This window comes from Streptomyces sp. 8N114 (genome assembly GCF_052245835.1).
GTDB lineage: Bacteria > Actinomycetota > Actinomycetes > Streptomycetales > Streptomycetaceae > Streptomyces.
In genome coordinates this window covers 25,271-44,576 of the sequence record NZ_JBQQBT010000031.1, presented here as the reverse complement: position 1 = coordinate 44,576, position 19,306 = coordinate 25,271, and the positions used below count along the sequence as shown (strand labels likewise).

General features: G+C 70.4%; 17 protein-coding genes. 2 read left to right on the top strand and 15 right to left on the bottom strand.

Annotation, left to right across the window (positions count from 1 at the left end; all coding sequences use genetic code 11):
• Positions 1 to 52: 52 nt before the first annotated feature.
• Positions 53 to 1,027 carry a serine hydrolase gene (locus ACTWQF_RS33580; RefSeq protein ID WP_443283535.1) on the bottom strand — a complete coding sequence of 325 codons (975 nt, stop codon included), beginning with the start codon at positions 1,025 to 1,027 and terminating at the stop codon, positions 53 to 55.
• Between the two features lie 443 nt (positions 1,028 to 1,470).
• The gene (locus ACTWQF_RS33575; protein ID WP_443283534.1) at positions 1,471 to 1,857 is read right to left on the bottom strand and encodes a winged helix-turn-helix transcriptional regulator; all 387 of its coding nucleotides are present in this window, start codon (positions 1,855 to 1,857) and stop codon (positions 1,471 to 1,473) included.
• 101 nt (positions 1,858 to 1,958) lie between these two features.
• Between ACTWQF_RS33575 and ACTWQF_RS33570 the strand changes: the two genes are divergently transcribed.
• Both ACTWQF_RS33570 and ACTWQF_RS33565 read left to right on the top strand, forming a co-directional pair.
• Positions 1,959 to 2,582: an NAD(P)-dependent oxidoreductase gene (locus ACTWQF_RS33570; RefSeq protein ID WP_443283532.1), complete on the top strand. Its 624-nt coding sequence runs from the start codon at positions 1,959 to 1,961 to the stop codon at positions 2,580 to 2,582.
• A 274-nt stretch (positions 2,583 to 2,856) separates the two neighbouring features.
• On the top strand, positions 2,857 to 4,041 hold the full coding sequence (locus ACTWQF_RS33565; protein WP_443283531.1) for a chitinase: 1,185 nt from the start codon (positions 2,857 to 2,859) through the stop codon (positions 4,039 to 4,041).
• 112 nt (positions 4,042 to 4,153) lie between these two features.
• On the opposite strand, the gene ACTWQF_RS33560 is transcribed toward ACTWQF_RS33565, so the two are convergent.
• The 13 genes from ACTWQF_RS33560 to ACTWQF_RS33500 form a co-directional block, all read right to left on the bottom strand.
• Complete coding sequence (locus tag ACTWQF_RS33560) at positions 4,154 to 5,503, bottom strand: cytochrome P450 (RefSeq protein ID WP_443283530.1); 1,350 nt, start codon at positions 5,501 to 5,503, stop codon at positions 4,154 to 4,156.
• Between the two features lie 38 nt (positions 5,504 to 5,541).
• Positions 5,542 to 6,717 (bottom strand): selina-4(15),7(11)-diene synthase, encoded by a 1,176-nt coding sequence (locus tag ACTWQF_RS33555; RefSeq protein WP_443283529.1) that lies wholly within the window; start codon positions 6,715 to 6,717, stop codon positions 5,542 to 5,544.
• A gap of 375 nt (positions 6,718 to 7,092) precedes the next feature.
• Positions 7,093 to 8,568: a cytochrome P450 gene (locus ACTWQF_RS33550; RefSeq protein WP_443283552.1), complete on the bottom strand. Its 1,476-nt coding sequence runs from the start codon at positions 8,566 to 8,568 to the stop codon at positions 7,093 to 7,095.
• A 74-nt stretch (positions 8,569 to 8,642) separates the two neighbouring features.
• Positions 8,643 to 9,263, bottom strand: coding sequence for a GTP-binding protein (locus ACTWQF_RS33545; protein ID WP_443283528.1), 621 nt, complete (start codon positions 9,261 to 9,263; stop codon positions 8,643 to 8,645).
• Positions 9,244 to 9,594, bottom strand: a complete 351-nt coding sequence (locus ACTWQF_RS33540) for a DUF742 domain-containing protein (protein WP_443283527.1) — start codon at positions 9,592 to 9,594, stop codon at positions 9,244 to 9,246. The genes ACTWQF_RS33545 and ACTWQF_RS33540 overlap by 20 nt, the downstream gene beginning before the upstream one ends.
• Entirely contained in the window at positions 9,591 to 9,995 is a 405-nt protein-coding gene (locus tag ACTWQF_RS33535) for a roadblock/LC7 domain-containing protein (protein WP_443283526.1), read from the bottom strand. Before ACTWQF_RS33535 ends, ACTWQF_RS33540 begins: the two co-directional genes overlap by 4 nt.
• Before the next feature lie 3 nt (positions 9,996 to 9,998).
• Positions 9,999 to 11,534 (bottom strand): ATP-binding protein, encoded by a 1,536-nt coding sequence (locus ACTWQF_RS33530; RefSeq protein WP_443283525.1) that lies wholly within the window; start codon positions 11,532 to 11,534, stop codon positions 9,999 to 10,001.
• A 389-nt stretch (positions 11,535 to 11,923) separates the two neighbouring features.
• Complete coding sequence (locus tag ACTWQF_RS33525; RefSeq protein ID WP_443283524.1) at positions 11,924 to 13,228, bottom strand: ATP-grasp domain-containing protein; 1,305 nt, start codon at positions 13,226 to 13,228, stop codon at positions 11,924 to 11,926.
• Positions 13,225 to 14,922 carry a condensation domain-containing protein gene (locus ACTWQF_RS33520; RefSeq protein WP_443283523.1) on the bottom strand — a complete coding sequence of 566 codons (1,698 nt, stop codon included), beginning with the start codon at positions 14,920 to 14,922 and terminating at the stop codon, positions 13,225 to 13,227. The genes ACTWQF_RS33525 and ACTWQF_RS33520 overlap by 4 nt, the downstream gene beginning before the upstream one ends.
• Positions 14,891 to 15,709: a thioesterase II family protein gene (locus ACTWQF_RS33515; RefSeq protein ID WP_443283522.1), complete on the bottom strand. Its 819-nt coding sequence runs from the start codon at positions 15,707 to 15,709 to the stop codon at positions 14,891 to 14,893. Before ACTWQF_RS33515 ends, ACTWQF_RS33520 begins: the two co-directional genes overlap by 32 nt.
• 4 nt (positions 15,710 to 15,713) lie before the next feature.
• A complete protein-coding gene (locus ACTWQF_RS33510) occupies positions 15,714 to 16,364 on the bottom strand; it encodes an FMN-binding negative transcriptional regulator (RefSeq protein ID WP_443283521.1) in 651 nt (216 codons plus the stop codon).
• A gap of 16 nt (positions 16,365 to 16,380) precedes the next feature.
• Positions 16,381 to 17,673, bottom strand: coding sequence for a lysine N(6)-hydroxylase/L-ornithine N(5)-oxygenase family protein (locus tag ACTWQF_RS33505; protein ID WP_443283520.1), 1,293 nt, complete (start codon positions 17,671 to 17,673; stop codon positions 16,381 to 16,383).
• A gap of 22 nt (positions 17,674 to 17,695) precedes the next feature.
• Positions 17,696 to 19,189, bottom strand: a complete 1,494-nt coding sequence (locus ACTWQF_RS33500) for a condensation domain-containing protein (protein WP_443283519.1) — start codon at positions 19,187 to 19,189, stop codon at positions 17,696 to 17,698.
• Positions 19,190 to 19,306 lie beyond the last annotated feature (117 nt).

Genomic DNA, 19,306 nt, shown 5'->3' with positions numbered 1-19,306 from the left:
GGAGCGCGGTCTTTGGCCGAATAACGCGACCGCCGGATGCGGCCGGTCCGGATCACCGGGTCAGCTGGCGGTGGATCGCGCGGGAGGCGGCCTCGACCGTGGCGACGCCGTCGCGCATCGTCTTGTTGTCCTGGGAGAGCACCGCGATTCCGTAGTCGTGGCCGTGTCCGGTGAAGGCGCCGATGCTGTTGATGCGCCAGCCGTGCGCAGCGCGCGACAGCCAGCCGTTCTTCATGTGCACTGCGGCATCCTTCGGGGCGCCGGCCGGGGTCCCCCAGCGCTGGTCGGGGACGACCTTGTTCATCAGCCCGAGCTGGTATCCGCGGGACTTGGCGTTCAGCACCCGGTTGTGGGAGGTGAGCAGCTTGAGCAACTTCACCTGGTCACTGGCTGTGACCTGGGTGAGGCCCCAGTAGCCCTGCCGGCCCGGCTCGGTGTGCTTCATGCCCGCCAGATCGAGGAAGTGCTGCACGTCGCTGCGTCCGACCTCGCGCCAGAGGGTGCTGGTGGCGGCGTTGTCCGACTTGGTGATCATGGCGGTGGCGAGCTTCTTCTCCCGCGGGGTGAGCTTGCGGTGGTCCTCCTGGGCCTGCCGCAGCAGCGCACCGAGAAGAGTGGCCTTCACCACGCTCGCCGAGTCGTACGCGGTACCCGCACGGTATGTGCATGAGGTGTCGGACGAACGGTCGTAGAGGGCGACCGCCGCCGTGCTGTGATGCTGGCGCAGCGCGTGGGCCACCTTACGGGACAGCCGATCCGCCAGGCCGCTGTCGTCGGACTTGCACACCACCTTCGAGGCGCCGACGCGGGCGTGGGCAGTGGTGGTGGCAGCGGCACCATTGGCTGCCACCAGCGTCCCGACGGTCGTGCCACCGGCCAGAACGGCGGCCACCAGACCGAGGGCATGCCGCTTACGACGCTGCCGGAAGCGACCGCTCGGCCGGGACGCGGCGTTCGGTATGCCGGGCTCGGCGTCGCCGGAGCCCTGGCTCGGGTGGGCGTCCGTCAGTCCCCTGCTCTTCCTCATGCGGGTCTCCCCGTTCGGTGCTGGGCCGCGGCGGTGCGGCTTCTGCGGGCGGCAATGTTGCTGCCTGCCCCTCCGTCGTTCCGGAAAGGGGGTGCCCCTGTAGGACACCTGCGGGCTGCGGGTCCTCCCCAAGCTCTTCGAGCAGGGGGTGCCCCCAGGGCGCAGGGCTGGCAAGTGCAGCTCCCATGCGGGTACGCAAACCGGGTGCGGGCTTCACTGCGCGCTCCCTCGGCACCAGGTCGCGAGCCTACGCGGAGCACCGCCTTTCCGGAATCGGCGGGGGCGGGATCGGCGCCAGGAGAGAGAATCTTCACGGCCGCTACGGCGACTGGATAACGGTGGAAAGTGGAACGGATACGTGGTGTATCCGGCTTGCCCGCACGGACAGTGGCCTGGCCGCTACGGTGCGCACCTGTGCGAGTACGGACCGCAGGCCCGCGAGGTTACCCGGCGTGGTCGAGGCGGGTGGTGTTGTCGTACGACTCGCGGGCGTCGAGCAGCTCGTCCCAATGCTCCGCCGCCCACGCGCATGCGACCGCGATGGGTTCGAGCATGCTGCGGCCCAGCGGAGTCAGTTCGTACTCGACATGCGGGGCGGTCTCGGCGTAGACGGTGCGTTCGACCAGCCCGCCCCGTTCGAGGGACCGCAGTGACTGGGTGAGGACCTTGGGAGTCACGCGGCTCAGCGGCACGCGCAGTTCGGAGAACCGACGCGGTCCGTCTTCGAGGCAGCGGATGATCAGCGCCGCCCATTTGTCGCCGAACCGGATCGGGTTGAGCGACGACGGGCACAACTCGTCGAACATATCGGCGGGCAGGGGATCCCTCATGACCTCACGATAGCCGGTATCCCACTGGTAACCGGGGCCCTCGATAGCGTCCGGGCACTGGCCGGGCGGACGGCTCCGGCCCTGGTGAGAGGTGATGCGTCATGAACATCGTGGTCTTCGGTGCGGGCGGTCGGGCAGGGCGGCGGGCTGTCGCCGAGGCGCACGGGCGTGGCCACCAGGTCACCGCCGTCGTGCGTGATCCTGCGCGCCACAGAGAGCTGAGCGACGTGCGCGTCGTGGCGGGCGACGTCACGGACACGGCGAGCGTCGAGAGTGCGGCTGCCGGGCACGAAGCCGCCATCAGTGCCGCCGTAGACCTGTCCGTGCCCCCGCACGAGTTCTTCACGGCGTCGGCCCAGGCGCTGACCACCGGCCTGGCGAAGGCGGGCGTGGGCCGCCTGGTCGCGGTCGGCATCGCGTCAGTCCTGCCTGGGGCGTCCGGCACCCCGATGATGGACGAACCCGGCTTCCCGGACGAGTACCGCCCCTTCTCTCTCGGCCACGCGGCGGGTCTTGAGGGGCTGCGCACGAGTGACCTGGACTGGGTGTACGTGGCCCCGGCCGGTGACTTCGACCATGACGGCCCACGCGTCGGCCGCTACCGGTTCGCCGAGCACGGGGACTGGACCAGCCGTATCACGTATGCGGACTTGGCGATCGCGCTGGTCGACGAGACGACGGAGCCCCGCCATCACCGCTGCGCCGTCAGCGTGCGGGAGGCGTGACGCCGAAGTCCGCGACCGCACGGGAGTGCGCTCGCCGTTCAGATGCGGCGAGCACACCTGTGGCCGGACGCTTACCGGCGCGGGGTGGGGGCGGGCGTGGGCAGCCGTCGGCCGCAGCGGCTGCGGAAGGCGGAGGTCTTCCGCTTCGCTCCCGTGGAGATGAAGTCGCCCTTGCGGAACGCGGTTTCAGGCGGAGTGGGGCTTGACAGTCTTATTGGTCTGGACCAACTTGAGTGTGTCCCGCTCTCCATCGCCCCCCACCCTGGAGGCAGTTGTGGCACGCTCCCGCTCCCGTTCCGGCCGGCGCAGACCGCGTCCGCGCACTGCGATCACGGTGCTCGCTCTCGCGGCGTCGGGTCTGCTCGCGGTGCCGGCCGCCGCGTCCGGCGCGCCCCCCGCCGCTCACACGTCCACCGAGTCCGCCACCGAATCCACACCCGAGGCCGCCCTGCCGGAGCACGCCCTGGTCGGCTATCTGCACTCCAGCTTCGCCAACGGCTCCGGCTATACGCGCCTCGCGGACGTCCCGGACAGCTGGGACATCATCGATCTCGCCTTCGGCGAGCCGACCTCGGCGACGTCCGGCGACATCCGCTTCGAGCTCTGCCCGAAGACGGAGTGCCCGAACGTCGAGACCAAAGACGAGTTCAAGGCCGCCGTCAAGGCCAAGCAGGCGCAGGGCAAGAAGGTGCTGCTCTCCATCGGCGGCCAGAACGGCCAGGTGCGACTGACAACCGCCGAGGCCCGCGACAGGTTCGTCTCCTCCGTCTCGGCCATCATCGACGAGTACGGTCTCGACGGCCTCGACATCGACTTCGAGGGGCACTCGCTTTCCCTGGACGCGGGCGACACCGACTTCAAGAACCCCACGACGCCGGTCGTCGTCAACCTGATCTCCGCCGTCAAGTCCCTCAAGGCGAAGTACGGCCAGGACTTCACCCTCACCATGGCCCCGGAGACGTTCTTCGTGCAGCTCGGCTACCAGCGTTACGGACCGGGCCAGTCGGGCGGCGATCCGCGCGCGGGCGCGTATCTGCCGGTCATCCACGCCCTGCGCGACGACCTGACGCTGCTCCACGTCCAGGACTACAACTCGGGACCGATCATGGGTCTCGACGACCAGTACCACCAGATGGGCAGCGCCGACTTCCACATCGCCATGACCGACATGCTGCTCACCGGCTTCCCCGTCCAGGGCGACACCGGCAACGTCTTCCCGGCCCTGCCCCCGGAGAAGGTTGCCGTCGGCATGCCCGCCACCACGCAGGCGGGCAACGGACACGTCCCGTCCAGCGAGGTCAACAAGGCCCTGGACTGCCTGACCAAGGGCACCAACTGCGGCTCGTACCAGCCCCACGGCACCCGACCCGCCCTGCGCGGCCTGATGACGTGGTCGATCAACTGGGACCGCTTCAACAACTGGGAGTTCTCAAAGAACTTCGACCGGTACTTCGGCTAGCGACTCCGCGTGGGCAGCACTTCCCTCCCGAGCGTGGGAAACAGCGCCCGGGGCGCGGGGCGGCCCGGGCGCGCCGTCCCGCAGCGGTGCCGCGGGCGCCGGAGGCAGCGGGTCAGCCCGCTGCCGTCCGTGGCACTGCCCGCATCGGGAGTCGGTCCGGGTGTGCCACCGCCGAGGCCACCTCCCGCACTGAGTGGCCCGGGACAGGCTCCAGCCGCCACCGGGACAGGACGGTGGCCAGCGCGATGACGATCTCCATCCAGGCGAAGCCGTCCCCGATGCACTTGCGGTTGCCCGAACCGAACGGGATGTAGCTTTCCCGCGGCCGGTCCTGGCTGCGCTCCGGCAGCCAGCGGTCCGGGTCGAACCGCTCCGGGCTCTCGTAGAGCCGGGGGTCGCGGTGCAGGGCGTAGAGGCTGAAGGCGATCTCCGTACCGACCGGCAGGTCGGTGCCGCCGAGTTGCACCGGAGTGGCGACCCGGCGCATCAGCAGCGGGACCGCATGCAAACGGGAGACCTCCCGCACCACGCGGTCGGTGTACTCCAGCTTGGGCACGTCCTGGGAGGTGACGGGACGGTCACCGACGACGGACCGGAACTCGTCGAGAAGGCGGTCCTCGACCTCGGGGTGGGCGGCAAGTTCGTGGAAGGCCCAGGCGAGGGTCGAGGCGGTGGTCTCTGTGCCGGCGAACAGGATGGCGACCAGTTCGTCGCGCACCTCGCGGTCGCTGAGGGCCTCGCCCGTGTCGCTGTCGCGGGCGGCGAGCAGGGTGGACAGCAGGTCGTTGACCTCGGGGTCGTCGTGCTCCCGGTATGCGGCGATGACATCGTCGATGACCTTGCGCAGTCGGACGGCCGCCTTGTCGAACTTCCGGTTGGCCGGGATCGGCAGCCGGTCCAGCAGCCTCGGCGTCACAGTACGGAACATCGCGGTCTTCAGCAGGACCGGAACATCCCTGAGTACGCCCTCCACGGCGGGGCGGCTGATGTCTGTGGAGAACACGGTTTCGGCCAGGGTGCTGACCGAGAACCTGGCGAGTTCTTCGTCGAGGGCGACGGTCTGGCCAGGGGTCCAGGCGTCGGCCATGGCCCGGGCCCGGTCGGCCATCACCCGGGCGTACTCGGCGATCCGTTCGCGGTGGAAGGCGGGCTGCATCAGCCGGCGGTGCGGCCGGTGGATGTGCGAGGGGGCGGTCGGAAGCGAGTCTCCGATGAGGATACGGGCCCGGGTGAAGAACCTGCCCTTCTCCATGTGCCGGGCCTTGGTGACGAGAAGCTCGTGGGTGAGGTCGGCGCTGTTGACGAAGTAGACCGGGAGGGTGCCGAAATCCACCCGGACCAGATCACCGGCCGACCGCACGGACTGCACGAAGTCGAGCGGTCGGCGCAGGAGGGGGATGACATGGCCGACCAGCGGCAGTCTGCCGGGGGCCCGGGGTATCGCGTGCAACGCTGTGCTCACAGGAAGCTCCTCTTCATGACCCTCATGACTGCCGTTGCTCAGGCACACGTACGGCGTCGGCGTCCGGCCGCCGCCACGCGGTTCGTGGTAGGGAGGTGAGGAACCCCGAGCGCCGTGTCACCGGCCCGGTTCTGTCCGCGCTGCGGGAGGACGGGAGCCGAATTCTCGGGTACGACATCCCACCACCAGGCGACGGCCGGGATGTCGAGTGGCTCGGTGCTGTCGTCTGTGGGGGTGTCCCGGAAGGTGGTGGGCAGATCGGCGGGGTCCTCCGGAGTGGTGTACCGGTGCGAGGAGATGCCCCAGTCCTGCGCGCCCCGGATGAAGCAGGTGAGGCTTTCCAGATACTGCCGCAATTGAGGGCTGCCGGAGGCGGTGAGATGGGCACGAAGCCGGAGGAACAAGCACATGACACGGTCGCGTTGGGCGACCGCGGTGTCGAGGGCGTCGGCCGGACTCAGCCCGTGATGGTGTTCCAGGACGCGTAGTACGTTGAGGTAGTACTGGTGCCCACGGGATTCCTTGTGGTGGGAGAAGAGGTCGTTGTCCCAGGTGATGATGAAGTAGGCCATCTCAGCGGCGGCCCGTACGGAGGTGCTGTCCCGCTCATTCGGCTGGAGTTCGTAGCCGTAGCCCATTTCCAGCAGTGGCATGACGACGGACGTGGCGCCGTCGTACAGCCGCATCAAGGTGTAGTCGTTGAGGTCGGGGACGGTGCCCTTGCTGCGGTGCGACGCCTCCCACACCACCGACAGGAAATACTCCCGCAGCGCATCCACCCAGCGGGCCAATTGCCCCGGTGTCGCATGCTGGTCCATCCGGTGACGCAGATCCCTCAGGCCGGCGGCCAGGGAGTCTTCGGTGAGCATGGCCACTTCCGGGTTCTGCGCTATACGCAGCAACCGGGAGAGTTCGGGGACGAGTTCCTTGGGATCGGTGCCAAGCTTTCCCTCTTCGCAGTGGCCGTCGTCGACCCCGAAGAGCCACAGGATGAAGTCGGCGAGGAGCGAGACGACTTCCTCGTCACCGTCCGGCAGGATGCGAGCAGCGAAGGTGCCGATTTCGTGACCGATCAATTTCTCGCGGAGTTCACGCGAGCCGATGCCGAAGCTCCGCGCCCAGTCGGCGGTCTGCTGGTTGATCAGTTCGTGCCGGGAATGAATCGCGGGGGGAATCGGAGAATAGACGGGCGGGACCAGCACCCCGTGCTCCACTGTCGATCACCTCAGTCGTCCTGCGGCCACGCCGCTTTTGTGCCAGAACACTCGAGAAGGTCCGCCGACGGCGCGCCGGTGCACGGTGCGAAGCCGGGTGGACGACAAGCGCTCATGCCACGACCCGCCCGGTGGGGCGGGTCGATAACCGGCAGGGAGTGGTTGACGCACTGGACCCTCTACGGCTCATATGTATCCATCGCAACAAGTGGCTATTCGCGCCACAAGATTCCCTGTGGCGCCCGCTTGGCATATCCACACGAAAGCCGTGGCGATCCCGTACGAGACCGGGACGAGTCGCGCATCGCCGCTCCACGGCCTCCCGGCGTACAAAAGCTGGCACCTCGCCTGGAAATCAGAAAGATCCGGATATCCCTACCGGCGGCCCTGAATCCAACGTTTTACGGCCGCCCACCTGGATCTGCGGGCCGGCTTCCGCGCCGGAGAGGGCTCCGGAACCGTCCCGGTCCCCCCGTACGGCGCCGATGGCCGGCCCTGGGGCGGGATGGCCCGGGACGGCTCGGGAACCGGTGGCGGCAGCGGCTGCCTGACCGGCGAGCCGGTCTCGCCCGTACTCCGCCGCCCCGCCCGGCGGGGCGGGGTGAACGACGTGGGCAGCGACACCAGCCGCCGGGACATCAAGGCGTTGTCACGGCGCAATTCCTCTTCCGGGACGGCCAGTCGGAGGTCCGGCAGCCGGGAGAGCAGCGTGTCGAGGCCGGTGTCCGCGATGGCCCGGCCCAGATCCCGGCCCGGACACTCGTGCGGGCCGGCGGCGAAGGCCAGATGAGAGCGATTGCCGTGCAAGGGGACCGACAGATCGGGCCGGACGGCCGGGTCGACATTCCCCGCGGCCAGCCCGAGGACCAACAAGTCGCCGGCCTTGATCTGCCGTCCGGCGAGCTGGGTGTCCCCGGTGGCCCAGCGGCCAATCGTCGTCGTCTGCGGCGGCTCGTCCCACAGCACCTGTTCCAGCGCGTCGGGCAGGGTCGTGTGGCCACCGGCCAGGGTCGCCCGGAACCGGCGGTCGGTGAGCAGCATCCGCAGCGTGTTGGAGATCAGATTGACCGTCGTCTCGTTGGCCGCGACCATTGTCAGCCGCAAATGCTCCCGCACCTCGTCGTCGGTCAGCCGGGCCGGATGCTCGATCAGTTTGGAGCCCACGTCGTGTGCCGGGGAGGCCCGCTTGCGGTCCACCAGCCGCTGCAGGGTCTCGGTGATGAAGTTGTTGCTCTCGACCGCGGTCTCGGTGCCCTGGATCAAGTCCTTGGCCGCCTCGACCAGCTTGGGCCCGTACTCCTCCTCCATGCCGAACAGCTTCGTGATGACGCGCATCGGAAGCTGGTCGGCGAACTGCTCGACCAGATCGGCCTGTCCGGCGTCCTGGAACTCGTCGATGAGCTGGTGCGTGAAGCGGATGACGTAGCGGCGGATGCCGCGCGACTCGAAGCTGGACAGGCTGTCGGTGAGCGCCTGGCGCAGCCGCCGGTGCTCCATACCGTCCGCGAACACGCACAGCGGCTGCCACATGGTCACCGGTGCCAGCGGATGATCCGGCCCGATCCGGCCCTCCCGCATGGCGTGCCAGTAGCGCGAGTCCCGGGAGAACAGCGAAGGCGTGCGCAACACTTCGAGGTTCTCCCGGTGGCCGAGCACCAGCCAGGCCCATACGTCACCCGGCAGCTGCACCGGGGCCACCGGGCCGTGCTCGGCACGCAGCTTCTCGTACAGGGCCATGGGGTCCGCGTCGGCTTCGGGGCCGAAGAGACGACGCATTCCGGCGATGCCGCTGTCGAGACCGCCGGCGTGCGCGGGACAGCCGGGCGGCGGGGCGGCAGAGGCGCCCGGCATCCCGCCGGGCTCCGGCCGCGAGGAGGGTGCCTGCGGCTCCCATGGCTCGTGGGAGGGGGTGGGCGGTTGCGGGGTCACGTCGCCTCCGAAGTCATGGCGAGGGAATACAGATACCGCATCAGCGACAGCAGGACGTCCTTGCTGGACTCCCGGCTCCGGGCGTCGCACACCAGGAGCGGCACCTCGTCGGGCAGGTCCAGCGCCTCGCGCAGCTCCTCGTCGGAGTAGGACGGCGCCTCGTCGAACGCGTTGACGGCCACCACGAAGGGCGTCTGTGATTCCTCCAGCCGGCCCAGCACGTCGAAGCTCGCCTCCAGCCGCCGGGTGTCGACGAGTACCACCGCGCCCAGCGCGCCCTCGAACAGGCCGTTCCACAGGAACCAGAAGCGCTGCTGGCCGGGCGTGCCGAAGACGTAGAGGACCAGCTCGTCGTTGAGGCTGATGCGGCCGAAGTCCATGGCCACGGTCGTCATCGTCTTGCGTTCGACGCCTGCCAGATCGTCGACGCTGACACTGGCCTGCGTCATCGTCTCCTCGGTCGTCAGCGGCCGGATCTCGCTCACCGAGCGGACGAGGGTCGTCTTTCCGACGCCGAATCCGCCCACGATGACGATCTTGACCGCGGACATGGCCGACGACGGCAGCGCGTCCTCGCTCCGAGGTCCCGCCACCGTCTCAAAGGTTCTGGAGACCATGGATCACTGCCTTAATGATGTCGATGTCGGGAAGAGACGGGGTCGCCGGTGCTCTGGCTTCCACGCGCTCCTCGGCCAGGAGATCCGCGAGCAGTACGGTGACGATGCTCACCGGGAGTTGCAGATGTGCCGAGATCTCCACAACGGACAGCGGGGACTCGCACACCCGCAGGATGGACTCGTGCTCCGGCTGCATACCGATCCGTGGCGCGGTGCGGGCCACGATTAACGTGACCAGGTCCAGACCGGTCTCCTCCGCCCCGCTGCGGCCGCCTGTAAGGACGTACAGCCGCTCCGGGCTGCCCTCGTCCCACTCCGCGTCGGGCGTCATCGCGCCAGCCGGTCGCCACGTGGCGGGCTGGTGAGGTGGGCGCCGATCCGGACGACGAGGTCCCGCATCTGCTGCCCCACCAGGCCCATGTCGACCCCCTCGTCGACCAGCACGATCAGGTGAGCTCCCTCCCCCGCGGCCATCAAGTGCAGGAAGCCGCCGTCGAGTTCGATGACGACCATCCGCATACGTCCGCTGCTGTGGGGGAACTCCTTGGCCGCCGCCCCCGCCAGGCTCTGGAGACCTGCTCCGATCGCCGCCAACCGGTCGGACGTGTCCCTGTCCGGCGGACACTGGGCCATGCACAGACCGTCCGACGACAGAAGAACGACATGGCGAGTCTGCGGGACGCTGTCCGCCAAGTCCTTGAGCATCCAGTCCATGTCGGGCTGCCGAACCATCGCTTACTCACCTTCATTCGACGACGTGTCGCTGTGTTCCTGGGCGGCAGCCGTTGCCGAGCGCTTGCCGGACAGACCTTCCTGAAACGCACCCATCCACATCCCGGGCGCGGGGCTCTCCGGTTCCGCCGTTTCCCGTTCGGCCTGCTCCGGCGCGGGAGTGCTGCCCACCGGGCGGGTGCCGGACCGGCCGCGGCGGCTACGGCGTTGCGGCAGGCCGCTGGCCGTACGCTCGGCGACCTCCGGAGTCTCCTCATCCATCCGCTCCTGCTCCCCGAGGCTGGAGGTCGACGGTGCGAGCTTCCTGGCCGACGGCGCGGACGGGGTGGGCCGGTCCGATGGACGCTGCCCGGACGCGGCGCCGATTCCGTGGGCGCGCCCGCTCGCGGGCGCGGTGCTGATCAGTTCGTGGGGGACCACGAGGACCGCGCGCACGCCCCCGTACGAGGAAGGCGCCAGCGACACCTGGAAGTCGTACTCCTGCGACAGGCGCCCCACCACGGTCAGGCCGAGGCGCGGCGCTTCGCCGAGGTCGTTGAGGTCGATGCCCTCACGAGCGGTCTTGAGCATGTGCTCGGCCCGCGCCCGCGCCTCCTCGCTCAGCCCGAAGCCGCCGTCCTCGATCTCGATGGCGATGCCCGCGTGCACTTCGCTCGCGGTCAGGTGGACCCGGGTCTGCGGCGGCGAGTAGGAGGTGGCGTTGTCCAGCAGTTCCGCGAGCGCGTGGATCAGCGGCTCCACGGCACGGCCGACCACGGCGACCTCCGCGACCGAGTGCAGCGAGACCCGCTGATAGTCGGCGATCCGTGACATGGCGCCGCGGAGCACGCTGTAGAGCGGGACGGGCTGGCTCCACTGCCGGCCGGGCCGGGCCCCGCCGAGCACAGCGATGGTGTCGGCGAGTCGGCTGATCAGGGCGTTGCTGTGGTCCAGCCGCAGCAGATCGGCGAAGAACTCCCCGCTCCCGCCGTGCCGTTCCTCCATCTCCCGCAGGTCGGTGGCCTGGCGGTGCACCACGGCCTGGACGCGGCGGGCGATGTTGACGACACCGCGCTGCGCGGAATCGCGGAGGGACTCCTCGGCCCGCACCGCCTCCACCACGGAGCGCAGCAGCTCGTGGTGGGCCGCCTCGAACTCGGTCCCGAGCCCGGGCTCCGGGCCGTCGGATGCCAGGGAGCGCACCACGTCCTCGGCGAACTCGCCCCGGCGCAGCCGCTCCACCGCCTCGGGCAGCCGCTCTTTGGCCAACTGCACGGTGGCGGCCTCCTGCTGGCGCAGGTGACGCTGGAGTGTCTCCTGGTGCTCCGCGTACTCGGCCTGCAACGTCGCCAACGCGCGTCCCCGCCGCAGCAGTTCGGCCACGGTGAGAGCTACGGCGACCGTGCCGAGGACTCCGCACCCGATGACCGCAGCGCGCGCATCCGCGGGGACCTGGACGGCCGCGACAACCGTGACGACGGCCATGGCAAGTGCGGGGAGCCACCACCCCCACGGCGGGGCGGACCGTTGACCTCCGGGAGATGATCCCGTGCGCATCATCAGCGTCCTCAAATCGTTCGACAGACTGAGCAAAGAGGCGATGTGGGGAGCAACAAGTCCTCCTCCGGCCCTCCGTGCGGGCTCACCCCAACCGGTCCGGGACCCCGCAGCAGGACAAGACGTTGCCGGGGGAACTCAGTGAGACTCCGTCATGCCGAGGCTGAAGCAGCATAACCAGAAACGATCAACACCCATCAAGCGAGGCCCCCTTCAGCCCAGAAGCGCCTGACAGGATGTGGCGCAAACCGAGCGGGGTCGTGTATTGCGCTCCGTGTTCAGGTGAACACCGTGTGAGAACAATGCGCCCTGAACGTGTGGAGCCCGGCCGTGTGTGGGGCCGTGACCGTGTGGGGGCGGCCGTACCGGTGCCGGAAGCTCCGAGGTAGCGGTCAGCCGGGCCGGGCCGGTCCGCGCAGAGGGGCCGGGTGGGGAGGGGTGAGACGGGGGTGGATGGTGTGGACGCTGCCGTTGTCGAAGCCGAACTCGTGGGAGAGGCAGGAGAGCGCGGCGTGGACAGTGCGCACCATGGCGTCGTGGTCGGCGGCGGCGCCCCACAGCAGATCGAGATGGGTGGTACCGATACCGCCCGGCAGCCTGCCGCCGGGTCGTACGTAGGGGCGGTGGCCGTGGACGCCGGGCACTGCGCGGGCCTCCTTGGCACCGTGCAGGGCGCGGAGGGTGCACGGCTCGACTGGGGCGAGAGAGTTGTACTGGAAGTGCACCTCGGCTGTTGTCGGCAGGGGCCCCGGCAGTTCCTGGCCGAGGGCGATCCGGCCCGCCCAGCCGACGAGATCCACGCCGCAGGCCCGGCGCGAGAGTTCGTTGAGGTGGCCGCCGAGCCGGCCGTTGACCTCGATCACCCGCGGCCCGGCCGGGGTGAGCTTGATCTCGGTGTGACAGATCCCGGTGGTGACGCCGAGCGCTGTGACGGCGGCGACAGCCAGCTCGCACGCCGCGCTGCGCTCTCCCTCCGACAGCGCGGCGGGCCAGAACTGGCCCGTCTCGCGGAACGGGTGGACCAGCGGGTGCTTGCCGGTCACGGCCAGCGGCACCGTCCCCGCAGCCGTCGTGGCGGTCTCCACCGAGACGTAGTCGCCGTGCGGCAGGCTGGGCCGGCCCGCCAGGTACTCCTCGACGACCCAGCCGTGCGGAGCGGAGGGGAGCAGCGCCGCCGCCAGCTGCGCCGCCTCCGCGCGGTCTGTCACCGTGCGCACCGCCGCACTGCCCTGGCCCCGGGCCGGTTTGACGACCGCGGGCAGCCCCAGGTCGTCCAGCGCCGCGAACCATGCGGCCTCGTCGAACACCTGGTGGCTGCGTGCCTGGCCCAGCCCGGCGCGGCGCAGCAGCGCGCGCTGTTCCGCCTTGTCGGTGAGTGCCGCCGCCGTCGTCCTGGAGTGGAACGGCAGCCCGAGCCGCGCGGCGAGGTCAGCGGTGGTGCGCAGCTCGCTCTCCGCGAAGGTGAGGATCGCCCTGGGGCGTTCCGCCGCCAGGGCCCGGGCGTCGGACTGTGGGTCTCCCGTCATCCGCAGCGTCCGTCCGCACTGGGCGAGGACGCCTTCGGTGCGGGCGCTGTGCGGGGAGGGGCGCACCAGGAAGACGAGTGGGGCCAGCGGGGAGAGTCCTACCGCCAGTTCACCGGCGGAGGCGGAGCCGTGGTCGTAGACGACGGCCAGGGGAGCGGCAGAGCCACTCACCGGGAGCTGCTCGCCGTCGTCGCTGCCCGGGTCGTCTCCCGGGCGGGTGGCCGGCCGGACGGCTCTGCCGCGGCGGAGCGCAGGCCCTCAGCCACCAGGCCGACGAGTTCGCGGAGCCGGTGCTCGGGCACCGCCTGCTGGTCGTAGGAGGCGAGCAGGCCGGTGCCGAAGCCGGGGAAGTCGAGGGTGTAGTCCAAGGAGACGGGGTGGCTCGCCTTGTCGGCGTGGTACCACTCGTCCACCTGCAGCGAACCCAGCCCTTCCAGCTGCTGGTAGACGCGGAAGTCGGTGAAGTTGAACGCGACGTCGAAGGGCGGGCGGCCCACCTGCTCCTCGATCCGGGCCAGCGGGTAGTGGCGGTAGCCGGTCGCCGCGATCTCCGCGTCCCGTGCGGCCCGGGCGCGTTCCGTCCAGGTCCCGGCGGCGGTCGGCAGCCGGAGCGGCACCGTGTTGAGGAACAGCCCGACCGACAGCTCGGCACCCTGCTGCTCGGGGCGGCCGTTGAGCACCACACCGGTGACCATGCCGTCCGGGTGCCCTGACCAGTGGGCCAGTGCCCAGCAGTGGACGGCCAGCAGCAGGCTCTTGAGCGGCGTGGCCGCCTGCGCGGCCGCGCTCCGCAGCCCGGCGCTCAGGGCGTCGTCGAACGGCAGGCTCAGGCGGGCCGAGGAATCGCCCGGCGGCGTGTCCCGGGCCCGGTCCGGCAGCACCTGAGGGCCTTCGGCGTGCTGCTGCCAAAAGCGCGCCGCTTCGGCCGAGGAGGCAGCTTCCCGTTCCGCCGCGACGAACAGCTCGTGCGCGCCCGGAGGCGGCATCGGCAGTGCGGGGTCGGTGCCGGTGACGGCGGCGTCGTAGAGCCGGATCAGGTCGGTGACGACGGTCGCGAAGCTCCAGCCGTCCATCAGGGCGTGGTGCATGGCGACGGTGAGCCGGAACCCCTCGGCCGCCGAGGCAGCGGCTGCGACGTGACAGCGGAACAGCGGAGGGGTCTCCCAGTCGAAGGCCGTGCCGAGCTGCCGGGCCCGCCAGGCTTCGGCCGCGGCGGCGCAGGCGGCGTCCGCCGCGCCGGTGCCGGTCTGTGGGGGAGTGGGATACTCGACCTCCAGCGGCAGAGCCGGGTCCGGATGCACCAGCTGCACCGGTTCGGGATCGGCCGCCAGGTCGAAGGAGCTGCGAAGCGCCGGGTGCCGGGCCAGCAGCGCGGTCAGCGCCGTACGGAAGCGGGCCTCGTCGAAGGGACCGCGTACGCGTACGCCGATGAGGTCGTTGTACAGGCCGGGGTCCTCGCTCATCTCGCACTGGTAGACCAGTCCGATCTGGAGGGCCGAGGCCGGGCGCCGGGCGGGAGTCCCCGGAGCTTCCGGGGAGTCGCCGTGGCCGGGCAGCCCGGAGGGGGACGGCTCGGCGGCACCGGCCGGCTCATCAGCTGCCGACTCGCCCGCGTTGGCGGCCAGTTCCCGCGCCGAGGGGTGCATGAGCAGGTCCAGCAGCCGGATGCCGACGCCGCGTTCGTTGGCCCGCGCGACGATCCGTACGGCGATGAGCGAGTCGCCGCCGACGGCGTAGAAATCGTCGTCCTCCGTGACGGACTCGTCGTCCAACTCCTCCCGCATGAGCGTGAGGAGGATGCGGCAGGTCTCCTCCGCGTCGCGCGAAGCGCCGTCACGGGGCGGCGTCTGCGGCGTCTGCGGCATGGTGCTCCTTTCGGGGTGGGGCAGAGGACGGCAGGCCGGTTGTTCCGAGCGCCTCACGGACGGCCCGGAAGAGGGCACGCCGCTGGTGGCGGAGGTAGAAGTGGCCGCCCGGGAACGTACGCACCTGGCACTCCCGCGCGGTGTGCGTGGACCAGTCGCCGAGTTCGTCGGCCGTGACGGTGTCCTCCCGCCCGGCGCAGACCAGCAGTGGAACGGGCAGCTCCCGGTCGCCGTATCCGCGCCGGTAGCGGTCGAGGAGCAGCAGGTCGTTGCGCACCGTCGGGAGGAGCAGGGCGCGGAGTTGCGGATCGTCGAGGACTTCCCGGAGAGTGCCGCCCATCCGCAGCAGGCCGGCGACGATCTCCTCGTCGCTGCTGGTCGCGGTGAGCTGTTCCGCCGTCGGCCGGTGACAGGGTCCGCCGCGCCGCGAGGAGACGACAAGGAGCGCGGGCACGTGCGCGCCCTGGCGATGGAGCCAGGCGGTCAGCTCCGCGGCGAGGACCGCACCCATGCTGTGGCCGAACAGCACGGTGCGCCCGGACGAGACGTCGGCGATCTGCGGTCCGAGCAGCGACACGAGGCGGGCGGCATCGGGTACGGGCGCCGTCCCGATCAGGTCCTCACGGCCCGGGAGCTGAACGGGCTGCACGTCCAGCGCGGGGTCGGCGCCCACCCAGTGGTGGTAGGCGGAGGCACCCCCACCGGCATGCGGCAAGCAGAAGACGGTCGACTCGGCGCTGTGCTGCCGGCCGGTCCAGTACGGCAGAAATCCGGGAGCCTGGGCCACGGGTTCAGCCGTACCTGCGCATCGTGGCCGCCACCTGCCGGGCGCCCGCCTCCGTGCTGTCGGCGAGTGCCGAGCCGACCCGCTCCCGGATCGGGTCCGGCTTCTCCTGGCTCAGCTTGAACATGCCCTCCGCCTGGGTGACGTGGAAGGTGAAGGCGCCGACTGCGGGCACGATCTGCTCGAAGTACGGGAGGGATTCGGTCATGTCCCAGCCGGTGCCCAGGTGTTCCTCGTACGTCCGGACCGTGGTGCGGATCACCTCCAGGGTCGGTTCCCCGCGCTCCAGCGGATGGATGGTGCCGTGCACATGGACGGAGACGAAGTTCCAGGTGGGCGCCGCCGGGCTGACGCCGTAGTGGGTGGGGCTGATGTAGGAGTTGGGGCCGAAGAAGACCAGCAGCGCCCGCTGTCCTTCGCGCAGCGCCGCCCAGTGCGGATTGCGGCGGTTGAGATGCCCGGCCAGGACCGCGCCGACCAGCCCGGTCTCGCCGGTGCCGGTCCGCAGGGTGTCCCCCCAGGGAATGACGGGACAGTGCGTTGCCAGCGGCTCCTGCTGCTGCGGGCCGTCGGTGACGAGCAGGGCCAGGCCCTGGCTGCGCACGGCGTCGCGGGCCCAGCAGGGGTCTGTCGGGCGGTAGTCGGCGGGTACGTACATGGTGACTGGCTCCTGGTCAGCGGGCGGCGCGGGGGCCGGTGGCGATCGACGTGAGGATCTCGCCGGCACGGACGGCGACGTTCGACAGCAGCGAGGCGGAGATGCCGTGGGTGTGCTCGACGCCGCCTTGGAGGTAGATGCCCGCCGTGACATCGGCCGAGGTCTCCACCCGGTACTCGCGGCTGACCCGCAGCCGGCCCGCGCTGTCGCGTTTGCACAGGTCGGCGGCCGGGCCCAGCACCGCTGCGGGGTCCATGGGGTGGTAGCCGGTGGCGAACACCGCGATGTCGGCCTGCAGTTGGTCCCTGGTGTCCTCCAGCAGCCGGTCGATGTGCAGGCGCACCTGGTCGGGGCCGGAGTCGGCGGCCACCACGCGGCACATCGGCTCGAAGTGCAGCCGACGCCCGCCGCGTACCGACTCCTGGTAGGAGCGCCGGTACAGCTCGTTGATCAGGTCGAGATCGACGACGGCGTAGTTGGTGTTGCTGTGCTGCTCGTAGAAACGCTCTCGCACGGCGGGCACGGCGTCGTAGAAGTGGTCGACCGCGACGGGGTCGAAGACGCGGTTGGCGAAGGGCGAATCGTCGGAGGGGCTGTACCCGTAGCGGGGCAGCAGGGCGTGGATGCGGCTTTCCGGGAAGCGGCTGTGCAGATGGGCCGTGACCTCGGCGGCGCTCTGTCCAGCGCCCACGACCGCGAAGGTGCCGACGGTCCGCTTCCCGAGCTCCGCCAGCCGGGGCAGCAACTCCGCGCTGTGCCAGACCCGTTCCGAGGAGGTCACACCCGTCGGCAGGCGCGGCACCAGCCCGGTGCCGATGACGATGTTGCGGGTGCGCGTGGTGTGTTCGGTGCCGTCGGCGCGGCGGGCGACGAGGTCGAAGGCGGTCACGGTCTGGTGCTCGGTGACCGGATGGACCCCCACCACCTCGGTGCCGTAGCGCACCTGGTGGGCCACCCGGGCGGCTGCCCACTCCAGGTAGTCGTGGAACTCGACCCGGGAGGGGAAGAACTCCTTGTGGTTGACGAAGTCGACCAGCCGCCCCCTGTCGTGCAGATACGACAGGAAGCTGAAGCTGCTGCGGGGGTTGCGGATGGTCGCCAGGTCCTTGAGAAAGCTGACCTGCATCGTGGCGTCCTCGAGCAGCATCCCGGGATGCCAGGCCGGTCCCGGGCGCTTCTCCAGGAACAGCGCGGTCGGCTTCGTCCCCTCGTACTCCTCCAGCGCGACGGCGAGCGCCAGATTGGCCGGCCCGAAGCCGACCCCGACCAGGTCGTGCACCGCGGATGCTGTGCCGTGCGTCGGTTTCACGCTCGCTCCTCTTCTGTGTACCTCATTCGCCGGCCACCGCCCAGCTCTCGAGCAGACCGCTCAACTGGTCCGGCGACAGGATGGGGACCTGTGACACCCGCGTGCCGGGCTGCGCCGCGACGGCTTGAAGGAAGTGTGTGTAGTAGCCGCAGAACGACTCGGCGGTCTTCTGCTCGAAAAGGTCCCGTGCGTACAGCAGCCGCCCGGTGACGGCGCCGTCCGGTGCCGTGCCCAGGTGCAGTTCGGCGTCGAAGCGGGTGCGGGCGCGGCCCTCGGTGAAGTAGGAGACGGTCACCCCTGGCAGGGCCAGCGGGGGCGCGGTGCCACCGGGGCCGCCGTCCGCCAGATCGAACCACACCTGCACGAGCGGATTGCGGCTCATGTCACGCGGCGGATCGACGGCCTTGACGATGCGGTCGAAGGGGACGTGCTGGTCGTCGTAGGCGGCCAGGACCTGTTCTCGTACGCGGTCGACGAGATCGGTGAACGGAGGGTCGTCGCGCAGATCGCCCGGGATGGGCAGGGAGTTGACGAAGAAACCGATCAGCCCCTCCTGTGCGACCTGGCTGCGGCCGTTGAACGGACAGCCGACAACCACCGCTTCCTGTGCGGCCAGCCGGCCCAGCAGCCCGTGGAACGCGGCGAGGAAGACGACGAAGGGCGTGGTGCCGCGCTCACTGCTGAGCGCGCGAAGTTTTCCGCAGACGCCGGAGGGCACCCGCACCAGCGCCTGTCCGGCGCGGTAGCTGGGCTGCCCGGGCCGTTCGTGGTCGGCGGGCAGCTCCAGCACCGGCGGGACGCCCCGCAGCCGCTCCCGCCACACCTCGGCCCGCCGGTCCAGGTCCGCCGACCGGGCCGTACGCGCCTGCTCCCGCGCGAAGTCCGCGTACTGCGCGGCCGGCGGCGCGAGGCCCGGTTCGGCGCCGGTCGTGAAGGCGCGGTAGGCGGCCGAGACCTCGCGGCTGAGGATGTCGAGCGAGTCGCGGTCGAAGAGGATGTGGTGGACGGCGAGGCCCAGCACATGGTCCTCCTCCGCCAGCTTCGCCAGCCACAGCCGCAGCAGCGGCCCGCGCTCCAGGTCGAACGACGTGTCGGAGTACTGCTCGGCGAGTCGGTGCGCCTCTGCCGCCGGGTCCTGGGCCTCCGTCACCTCGTGCACTGTCGGCCGGATGTCCTCCGCGCGGAACGCCGTCCGCAGTCGGGGTTCGCCCTCCTCGGTGACGGTCACCTCGGTACGCAGCACCTCGTGCCGGTCCAGGACGTACGTCAGGGCCCGCTCCAGTGCGGGAACGTCCAGGGGGCCCTGGAGGCGGTAGGCGGCCGAGACGTTGTACGCCAGGCTGCCCTTGGTGAGCCGGTCGATGAACCACAGCCGGTGCTGGGCCGGGGCCAGCGGAACCGCCTCGTCGGCCGGCTCGGGTAAGGAGTCCGGGGTCGCCGCCGGGCGGGCGGCGAGGCGCTTTCTGAGGAGTTCCCTTCCGGCATCGGACAGGTTTTGCCCGGCTCCGTCCACCACAGCAGAAAACCTCCGGGAGAGGACCTGGGACCGCGCCGAAAGAGCGCGTCAATGTTTCGGTGCGGCACGTTCGGTGAAAAGCTACTACGTTGCCAGACGCGCGGGCAAGAGGGAATC